Origin of the sequence: Burkholderia sp. BCC0322, from assembly GCF_902833045.1 — a bacterium.
Lineage (GTDB): Bacteria > Pseudomonadota > Gammaproteobacteria > Burkholderiales > Burkholderiaceae > Burkholderia.
This window is the reverse complement of record NZ_CADFDU010000006.1, coordinates 361,029-370,101: the sequence shown is the minus strand read 5'-3', so window position 1 is coordinate 370,101 and position 9,073 is coordinate 361,029. Positions and strand designations below refer to the sequence as shown.

At 63.2% G+C, this 9,073-nt stretch carries 12 protein-coding genes; 1 reads left to right on the top strand and 11 read right to left on the bottom strand.

Annotation, left to right across the window (positions count from 1 at the left end; genetic code table 11):
• Positions 1 to 52: 52 nt before the first annotated feature.
• The 6 genes from HWX39_RS20145 to mltG form a co-directional block, all read right to left on the bottom strand.
• The gene (locus HWX39_RS20145) at positions 53 to 409 is read right to left on the bottom strand and encodes a Rap1a/Tai family immunity protein (protein ID WP_059506076.1); all 357 of its coding nucleotides are present in this window, start codon (positions 407 to 409) and stop codon (positions 53 to 55) included.
• Positions 410 to 528: 119 nt separating this feature from the next.
• Positions 529 to 1,239 carry an ankyrin repeat domain-containing protein gene (locus HWX39_RS20140; protein ID WP_175969680.1) on the bottom strand — a complete coding sequence of 237 codons (711 nt, stop codon included), beginning with the start codon at positions 1,237 to 1,239 and terminating at the stop codon, positions 529 to 531.
• Between the two features lie 43 nt (positions 1,240 to 1,282).
• Positions 1,283 to 2,062: a TatD family hydrolase gene (locus HWX39_RS20135; RefSeq protein ID WP_175955909.1), complete on the bottom strand. Its 780-nt coding sequence runs from the start codon at positions 2,060 to 2,062 to the stop codon at positions 1,283 to 1,285.
• Positions 2,063 to 2,203: 141 nt separating this feature from the next.
• Complete coding sequence (locus HWX39_RS20130) at positions 2,204 to 3,232, bottom strand: DNA polymerase III subunit delta' (protein ID WP_175969679.1); 1,029 nt, start codon at positions 3,230 to 3,232, stop codon at positions 2,204 to 2,206.
• Positions 3,233 to 3,251: 19 nt separating this feature from the next.
• On the bottom strand, positions 3,252 to 3,872 hold the full coding sequence (gene tmk, locus HWX39_RS20125) for a dTMP kinase (RefSeq protein ID WP_175955906.1): 621 nt from the start codon (positions 3,870 to 3,872) through the stop codon (positions 3,252 to 3,254).
• On the bottom strand, positions 3,872 to 4,891 hold the full coding sequence (gene mltG, locus HWX39_RS20120) for an endolytic transglycosylase MltG (RefSeq protein WP_175969678.1): 1,020 nt from the start codon (positions 4,889 to 4,891) through the stop codon (positions 3,872 to 3,874). The genes tmk and mltG overlap by 1 nt, the downstream gene beginning before the upstream one ends.
• Before the next feature lie 257 nt (positions 4,892 to 5,148).
• Here mltG and HWX39_RS20115 point away from each other — a divergent pair, with 257 nt between their 5' ends.
• A complete protein-coding gene (locus HWX39_RS20115; RefSeq protein ID WP_175969677.1) occupies positions 5,149 to 6,258 on the top strand; it encodes a site-specific integrase in 1,110 nt (369 codons plus the stop codon).
• Here the strand turns inward: HWX39_RS20115 and HWX39_RS20110 are convergent.
• From HWX39_RS20110 to HWX39_RS20085, 5 genes are all read right to left on the bottom strand, one after another.
• Positions 6,237 to 6,503, bottom strand: a complete 267-nt coding sequence (locus HWX39_RS20110; RefSeq protein ID WP_175969676.1) for a pyocin activator PrtN family protein — start codon at positions 6,501 to 6,503, stop codon at positions 6,237 to 6,239. The two genes, HWX39_RS20115 and HWX39_RS20110, sit on opposite strands and share 22 nt — an antisense overlap.
• Positions 6,504 to 6,510: 7 nt before the next feature.
• A complete protein-coding gene (locus HWX39_RS20105; RefSeq protein WP_175969675.1) occupies positions 6,511 to 6,846 on the bottom strand; it encodes a hypothetical protein in 336 nt (111 codons plus the stop codon).
• A gap of 390 nt (positions 6,847 to 7,236) precedes the next feature.
• Complete coding sequence (locus tag HWX39_RS20095) at positions 7,237 to 7,650, bottom strand: recombination protein NinB (protein WP_175969673.1); 414 nt, start codon at positions 7,648 to 7,650, stop codon at positions 7,237 to 7,239.
• Positions 7,622 to 8,029 (bottom strand): VRR-NUC domain-containing protein, encoded by a 408-nt coding sequence (locus HWX39_RS20090; protein WP_175969672.1) that lies wholly within the window; start codon positions 8,027 to 8,029, stop codon positions 7,622 to 7,624. The genes HWX39_RS20095 and HWX39_RS20090 overlap by 29 nt, the downstream gene beginning before the upstream one ends.
• A 187-nt stretch (positions 8,030 to 8,216) precedes the next feature.
• Positions 8,217 to 8,843, bottom strand: a complete 627-nt coding sequence (locus HWX39_RS20085) for a hypothetical protein (protein WP_175969671.1) — start codon at positions 8,841 to 8,843, stop codon at positions 8,217 to 8,219.
• Positions 8,844 to 9,073 lie beyond the last annotated feature (230 nt).

Below are 9,073 nucleotides of genomic sequence, written 5' to 3'. Positions count from 1 at the left end.
TGGATGCGTCGGCGACGCCCGGGCCACGCGCGGACCCGGACACGGCGTCAGGTCAGCTGCCGCTCCTGCAGGGAAACGCCTTGCCGAGACCGAGCGACACCGCGGTACTCGCGTTGTAGTCGGCCAGCTTCGGATTTTCCGCGATGTACTTGCGCACCGCGTCGGTCATCTGCTGCGCCCGGATGTCGGGCGGCAGGCAGAAATACTGGCCGACCCGCGGCCCCGTCGTGCCGCCGATCGCGTCGATGGTGTTGTAGACGCCGTCGGCGGCGCCTTCGATGTAGGCCGCGCACGACGCCCGCGATTTCACGTCCGTCTTCGCGCACAGCCGGTCGAGATCAGCGCCCGTGAAAGCCGCGGCCGACAACGGCACGGCAAACGCCGCGGCACAAAACATTGCGCGCAACATGGTGTTCCTTATGTCAATGCGGCCCGAGACCGCCTGCTGCCTTGGCCGGCGCGGCGCCGGGACGCCCTGCGCCGGCCGGAATCCGGCCGCGCGGGCACCGTCTGCCGCACCGAAAACCGCTATTTTGCACTCTTTTGCGCATCTGCCGGCGTCGATGCCCCGATACGCGTCGTCCGCTTGCTCAGGATCTCGATCGCGTCAGGCGCGTTGTAGTGCTTCGCGAATTCGAGCGCGGTGATGCCGAGCTGGTTCTTCACCTGCGGATCGGCGCCCTGGTCGAGCAGCAGCGTGACCGTCGACGGATGGTTGCCGCGTGCGGCCATCATCAGCGGCGTCGTGCCGTTCGGCGATGCGGTATCGATATACGCGTCGTGGTCGAGCAACAGCTTCACCACTGCGTCCTGGCCGTTGGTCGCTGCGTAGTGCAGCGGCGCCCAGCCCTTCTTGCTGACTTCCGCGCCCTTGTCGATCAGCAGCTTCGCGAGGCCGACGTCGCCGTTCAGCGACGCGAGCATCAGCGCATTTTCGCCGGCCTTGTCTTCCTTCTCGAGGTCGACGTTCGGCGTCGTGGCGAGCGCCGCCGCGACTTTGTCGGACTTCTCGCGTGCGGCGATCACGATCAGCGGGTCGCCGTTCGGCGCGACCGTGTTCGGATCGAGCTTGCCGCTCTTGAGCTGCTGGCCGATGTCGGCGATGTCGTCGAACTTGACGGCCTTGACGATCGCATCGAGCGATTCGGCATGCGCGCCGGCTGTCGCGAACAGGCCGCTCGCGACAAGCGCGGCGGCAACGAGTACGCGTTTCGGCAGATGGTTGGTCGGCTTCGTCATTGTTGTGGGCTCCTTCCCTGGGTTGTCGGCTGCGCGCACGTCGTCAGCGGGCGATCTTGAACAGCCGGAAAAAGTTTTGCGTCGTCGCATCGGCGAGCGCCTCGACGGCGATCCCGCGCTCGGATGCGATAAAGCGTCCGACATGGCTGACGTACGCAGGTTCATTCGGCTTGCCGCGATACGGCACCGGCGCGAGGTACGGCGAGTCGGTCTCGATCAGCAGCCGGTCGAGCGGCACGCGCCGCGCGACGTCCTGCACGTCGGTCGCGTTCTTGAACGTGACGATGCCCGACAGCGAGATATGGAAATTCTGCGCGAGTGCCTGTTCGGCCACCGGCCACGGCTCGGTGAAGCAGTGCATCACGCCGCCCGGCACGTCCGCGCGCTCCTCGGCCATGATCCGCAGCGTGTCTTCCGACGACGAGCGCGTGTGGATGATCAGCGGCTTCATCGTCGCGGTCGCCGCGCGGATATGCGTGCGAAAGCGTTCGCGCTGCCATTCCATATCGTCGATCGAGCGGCCTTCGAGACGGTAGTAGTCGAGGCCCGTTTCGCCGATCGCGACGACCTTCGGGTGCGCGGCCAGCTCGACGAGCTCCGCAAGCGTCGGCTCGCGCGCGTCCTCGTGATCGGGATGCACGCCGACCGATGCATAGACGTTGTCGTGCGCGTCCGCGATCGCAAGGACCTCCGGCAGCGTCTCGAAATCGACGGACACGCACAGCGCGTGCGTGACGTCGTGCTCGCGCATGTTCTCGAGAACAGCCGGCAGGCGGTCGGCCAGGCCCTTGAAATTGATGTGGCAGTGAGAATCGACGAACATCGTGTTTCCTGAATTCGTAAGGCGGTTGCTCATGCGTGCACCGGCATGCGGCAACGGGTGGCGTTCGCGGGCCGGCCGGCCACGGTCGCGTCGTGGTGAGAGCCCGTCTTCGTTTCGCAATCCATGCGAAACAATTCGGGCTCACGCGAATATTTCCCGATAGCCGAGAAACAATTCCTCGAATACGAGCCGCGCGTTGAGCGGATGGTTCTCGACCGTCCGCTGCCGCGTCACGGCCTTCATGAAGCGGGCGAACGCGTTCGCATCGACCGCTTCCGCGCAGCGCGCGAGCGCCGCCGCGTGCATCGGGAAGTAGCGCGGCGTGCCCGCCATCCGCTGTGCGAGCAGGTCGTACAGCCAGCGCTGCAGCCAGCCAAGCACCAGCGGCACCGGCAGCTTCTGCAGCGTCTCGCCGCACGCGAACGGGTCGCAAGCCGCACCGGCCGCCAGTTGCCCGAGCGTGTAGTCGCGTAGCGGGCGATTCTCGTCGCTCGCGAGCGCCAGCGCGGCGAGCGGCGCGCCGCCGGCCTCGGCGAGCAGCGCAGGCGCATGGTCGACGCCCTGCGCGGCGAGCCAGGCCGCGGCCGCGTCCGGCGCCGGCACGGTCATCGGCCACTGCCGGCAGCGGCTGATGATGGTCGGCAGCAGGCGGTCGATACGCGCCGACACCAGCAGGAACACGACGCCGGACGGCGGTTCCTCCAGCGTTTTCAGCAGCGCGTTCGACGCGGCGACGTTGAGTGCCTCGGCCGGATACAGCACGACGACGCGCGCGCCGCCGCGATGCGAACCGACCCCGCAGAAGTCGAGCAGCGCGCGCACCTGCTCGATCTTGATTTCCTTGCTCGGTGCCCGCGTCTTCTTGCCGCCTTCGTCCGCGTCGGCCGCCTTCGCGTCGTCAGCGGCGCCCGGCGCCTCGCCCGCCAGCGCCTCGGGCAGCACGATCCGGTAGTCCGGATGGTTGCCCTGCGAAAACCAGGTGCAGGCCGCGCAGGTGCCGCACGGCTCGCCGTTCGGCTGCGGCGATTCGCACAGGAAGCCCTGCGCGAGATGCTGCGCGAACTGCAGCTTGCCGATCCCGGCCTGCCCATGCAGCAGCAGCGCGTGCGGCCATTGCGCACGCAGCTGCTGCAGGCGGTTCCAGTCGTCGGTCTGCCACGGATAGATCATGGGGTGCGCTCCTTGCGAATTACAGCGCGGCGAGCACGCGTTCGAGCTGCTGGCGGATCTCGGGAATCGTCTGCGTCGCGTCGACGATCGCGAAGCGGTGCGGCGCCTCTTCCGCGCGTCGCAGATATTCGCTACGCGTGCGCTTGAAAAACGCGTCGGACTCGCTTTCGAACTTGTCGGGCATGCGCGCGGCGCCGCGGCGCTCACTCGCAACCTGCGGCGCGACGTCGAACAGCACCGTCAGGTCGGGCTGGAAACCGCCCTGCACCCAGCGCTCGAGCGTCTCGAGCTTGTCGCGCGGCAGCCCCCGGCCGCCGCCCTGGTACGCGAACGTCGCATCGGTGAAGCGATCTGACACGACCCAGTCGCCGCGCGCGAGCGCCGGCTCGATCACGAGCGCCAGGTGCTCGCGGCGCGCGGCGAACATCAGCAGCGCTTCCGTCTCGAGATCCATCGGCTGGTTCAGCAGGATCTCGCGCAGTTTCTCGCCGAGCTGCGTGCCGCCCGGCTCACGGGTGACGACGACCTGTCTGCCGGCCGCAGCCAGCTTGCCCTGGAGGCGTTCGCAAAACCATTGCAGGTGGGTGGTCTTCCCCGCCCCGTCGATGCCTTCGAACGTGATGAATTTACCGCTCGCCATTATTGCCCTCTTATGTACTTGTCCACGGCCTTGTTGTGGTCGCCGAGCGTGTCCGAGAACACGCTCGTGCCATCGCCTTTCGCGACGAAATAGAGCGCGCTCGTCTGTGCCGGATTGATCGCCGCCTGCAGCGCGGCCACGCCGGGCAACGCAATTGGAGTAGGCGGCAGCCCGCGCCGGGTGTAGGTATTGTAAGGAGTGTCGGCCTGCAGGTCGCGCTTGCGCAGGCGGCCGTCGTACAGATCGCCGAGCCCGTAGATCACCGACGGATCGGTCTGCAGCGGCATGCCGATGCGCAGCCGGTTCGCGAACACCGCTGCGACGAACGCGCGGTCGGCCGCATGGCCGGTTTCCTTCTCGATGATCGACGCGATCGTCAGCGCTTCGTAAGGTGTCTTGTACGGCAGGCCCGGCACGCGCGCGGCCCAGGCCTCGTCGAGACGCGTCTGCATCAGATGGTATGCGCGCCGGTAGATGTTCAGGTCGCTCGTGCCCTTGTCGAACAGATAGGTATCGGGGAAGAACAGCCCCTCGCCGCTGCCGCGCTGCACCGCGCTCTCCGACGCGCCGATCGCGCGCAGCAGCTCGGCGTCGCTCATGCCGGCCGTCGAGTGCGCAAGATCGGGATTCGAGTCGAGTTCCGCGCGCATCCGCTTGAAGGTCCAGCCTTCGATGACCGTCGCGACATACTCGTTCACGTCGCCGCGCGCGATCTTCTTCAGTACCTCGTAAGGCGTGATGCCGGTCTTGAATTCGTAGTTGCCGGATTTGAGCCGGCTCGACAGCCCGAGCACGCGCGTCATCGCGACGAAGCCGAGCGGCTCGACCGGCACGCCGCCGCGCTTCAACTGCAGCGCGACGCTCTTCACGCTGCTGCGCGGCTTGATCGTGACGTCGAGCGATGCCGAACCCAGCAGCAGGGGCCGGGTTGCCCAGTAATACCCGCCGCCCGCGCCGGCAGCGGCCACAACGACGGCCAGCGCCACGATCGTCGCGGCGCATTTCTTCAGTAGGGACATGGAAACGTGACTCAGGTAAGACCCATATAATACCCGTTTACGGCGCCTTAGACCCCCATCCGCAACCTACTGATTTGGTAGCGTATTTTCGAGGTGCGCCCATAAACGTTGACTCTGAGTGAATTTAGTTTGGTCTATTTTAGCCCATTTCGGTAGCATGGAGCATTGTCCCGAGTGTGCCAGTGTGCCAGAATGTGTGCCACGGGTAGAGCGTAGTTCGCCGCTCCGTCTGCCCGCGGCACACAACGGGGAAGCAAATGGCTACGGTTACGCCACGAACAAACGCAAATGGTACAACGACTTACAAGGTTCAGGTCAGGGTGCGCCGGGACGGGAAGATAGTTCACCAGGAAACGCAAACTTTCGATCGACGCCAAGCGGCTGTCGCCTGGGGGAAAAAGCGTGACTCCGAGCTTGCCGCTCCGGGATCCATAGAAGCAGCGAAGGCCGACGACCCGCCGCTCGCGGCCGCGATTCGGCGCTTTCTCGATCAACCGCGCCTCGAACTCGACAAGAGCAAGAAACAGGCGCTCGAATTGATCGAGAAAAAGGACATCGCGAAGCTGCGGTGCTCCGAGGTGACGAGCACGGCTCTCGTGAAGTTCGGTGAGGAACTTGGCCTAGCACCCGTCACCGTCGCCGGATACTTCAGCCACCTCAAAACTATTTTCAAGATCGCGCGCCCGGCATGGGGGTTCCCGCTCGCCAAGGCGACCATCGCCGAGGCGATCGACGTTCTTTCAGAGCTTGGTGTCATCGGCACGTCGGTTCGCCGGGATCGGCGCCCGACCCTCGACGAGGTGACGCACATTGTCCGGCGCATGTACGAGAAATGGCTCCGCAATCAGAAAGCGGCCCCGTATCACCTCATCGTCCTCTATGCGATCTTCTCGGCGCGGCGCCGCAGCGAAATCGTGCGCATGACCGTTCAGGATGTCGATCAGGCCGGATGCCGCCTGCTCGTATTCGACATGAAAGACCCGAAAAAGAAAATCGGAAATCACGTTTGGGTCGATATGACGTTCGAAGCGCTCCGGATTCTACGGGCCGCCCCGGCGATCTCTGAAGGGGAAGTTTTCGATCTTGATGCGAACACCGTCACGATCGAATTTCACGAGGCGTGCGTCGAGCTTGGGATCAAGGATCTGCGATTCCACGACCTGCGGCACGAGGGGGTAAGTCGGCTGTTCGAAATGGGGAAAAGTATCCCCGAGGTTTCAATGATGTCCGGGCACAAGACCTGGACGCACCTGAAGCGGTACGCCCACATTCACGCATTCGGCGACAAGTACGCGACCTGGGAATGGCTCGACATTATCGCGCCACTCCCGCAATTGCCGCTCGGCTACGTCAGACCGCAGAGTTGATTCCGTTCCTTGACCGCCGCGGCGCGCTGCTTGTCGATGTACTCGGCAAGGTCTTGCGGATGTACGCCGCGCGCGGCCTTCTGGCTCCCCTCGATTCGCACGATCGGGAGCGCAATCTCTCCCGAGCTAATTTTTCGCTGGAACTTGTTCAGGTCGAGGTGCGGGAAATATTCGCGGCGCACGTCTTCAATCGGGATGACTGCTCGTGCGCCGAATTGCGCCATCAGCAAAAATGCAGTGTTCATTCTCGCCTCACGCGGTTCGGCGCGTGCTCATAGCGAGCGCGTGGTGTCGATCGAGCCAGTCCCCGTAACCCGTCAGGGCCTTACCCATCCATTCCGGCGTGTCGCTCTGATCCGCTTTACGCTGCGCCATGTCCGCGAGCTGGACGAGCGTGAGACGGATGTATTCGAACCGTCCGCCTACATACGTGCGCCAAACAGATCCCTTTTTCACGAGCGCTTCGAGCGCGTCGAGTACCGCTGCTTTCGGCTTATCGTACAGTAGCGAAGTAACGTCGCTTCTTCGGTAACTGTATCCCTCGACCATCGTTTCGAGCAGTTCGTGTTCGGTTACGGCGCCACTCATCTTTATACCCTTTCGGACGCAGGCACGAATTCGATTAGCGCGGCCTGCGTGTCCCGTATCAAGTCAATCTCTCGGAACCCGAAATGGGCGAAATACTCGTCGTCGCCCATGTCGTGAACCCCCTCGCCGCTATGCTGATGGTGATGTCCGCATAGGCCGCACGTCTGATAGTTGCTCGATCGCCCCCATCCTCCCCGCCCCCTAACTCGGTGGTGAACGGCTGCCTGCATGTCGTCCACGTTGAACCCGAGTCGCCTGCATGCCGCGCACCCTCTCGACGCGACCATCCCCATATATCTGCGCTCTGCTGCCGGTGCCTGCTTCTTCGCCAATCTCACCTCACGCGGTATAAATATTACTCGAAATATATCTTTTTGGTAGTATTTACGGTCAAATGTTCAGGCCGTCATAGCCTCGTCCCGCAGGGATCCGCACATCGTTTTGCGTACACCACGCCGTCACGTATTCAAGCAGGCTTGCCATGCGTTTCACGCCCATCTGAGCCGTGGATTCGCGGATGTTCACAAACTCGCCTTCGAGCCCTGGAACCATGTCCGCTCCGTGCCCCGTTGCTGTCGCATGCCCCGAGACGAAAATCACTTTCCACTGAGTAGGCGTCAGAACACGCCCCATGAATTTCTTTTGCTTCGCCACGAGGTCGAAGAGCTTGTGCAGGAGTGCGTTTTGATCGAGGGATCGCGTTGGAGGGGCGAGGGTTAAATGCCAGCCGTCCGGCGCGTCGACGAACGCTTGCGCGGCCTGTTGTCTGTTGCTGTCACAGAGTCTGAATGTCTGCTTTTCCATAGATCGGCTCGCCGAGTTCCATGTATTCGCGCAGACGTTGCGCGGCCTCTTCCCATCCCTTCGTCACGACGCAGTGATAGCCCTCCTTTCGGAGGGCGTCGATCATGTCTTTCTGCTCGTCGCTGACGGAACCGCCCTTGCGGCGCTTCATTTCGATGTACATGCCGTGGTAGATCCCGCGGGCACGGGCTACGGTCATGTCGAGGACACCGGCCAACACTCCCTCAAGCTTCAGGAGAATTGCCGTTCGTTTGGCCCGCTTGCCGCCGTTTGCATTCGCCCATACGAGCAAATCGGGGTATTGGAGCCGAACCCATTTGATGAACGCCACTTGCTCGTCATGCTCAAGCGGCACGCTCAATGCTCTTCTTTTAGTCATGCAGGTTTCTCGCTTCGGATGTACGCCCACAACTCGCGCTTGGCAATCTCGGCGGCGGCGTCGCCTCTAGCTCTGCGAACAGACTCGACTATCTGGCTCGCGCTGCCGTAGTGCCCTCTTCTGCCCTCGCGAACTGCCGACATAAATCGGCTTCGGCAGTCCGCGATGTGCTTCTGCGATTCCACGGTTAGAAAGCGAATTCGCCTTCCGGAATCTGCGAGCACGTCGGAGCCGGAAGCGGCTGGAACGTCATGCGCTTGTAGCAGGCTCGCGACGCGTCGATGTCGTCGGCGCAGTAGGCCGCGACCTCTGCGATGCGACCGGAACGCACGTAGTCCCAAACCTGCGAGCCGTCCATGCCCTCGGTCTTTCCGGGAACGCCCAGGGCACGGCAGAGCGCGTCGAGCTTGATCGTGCCGTTGTGGCCCGCCCATTGCGTCATCGTATCGAAGATCGTGTCATCCCAAGGGCGCGCATGGAACGGAATGAACGACGGCGGCTTGATGCCGAGAATGGCAGCGCGATGAAAAATGAAACGCAGATCGAAGCCGCTGATGTAGTGGCCGATGAAGATCGGGTGCCGCATCGATTCCGGGTGGAACGTGTCGGCGATAAACTCGAACGCCTCGGCGATGACGCCTCGCTCGGCATCCGGATCTTGCCAGTTCGGCGAATAGAACATTTGCGGATCGCGATCGTCGAGCGCGAGGCCGAAAACGGCGATCTGGCCGAGCGCTCCGTTGAACGACGTTTTGCGATACTCTGCCTCGACCGTCTCTTCGAGTTTCTCGTCGCGGAAACGCTCGACCCACATTTCGAGCGCGCGCGCCTTCGACGTGAACTTGATTTCGTTCGGGTCCGTCATGCCGAGTTCTGCGCACGCACGTTCCTTTGTCATATCGGACGGCGCCTTGAAATCAGCGCTCAGGCCTTGTCGAATCGATTCGATGAGTTCGGGGTTCTGCGCCGGGATGGTTTCGATGTCGAGGTGAATTTCGGGCCGCGTGTTCATTGATTTCTCCGATGAGTTCGATGTGCTACCGT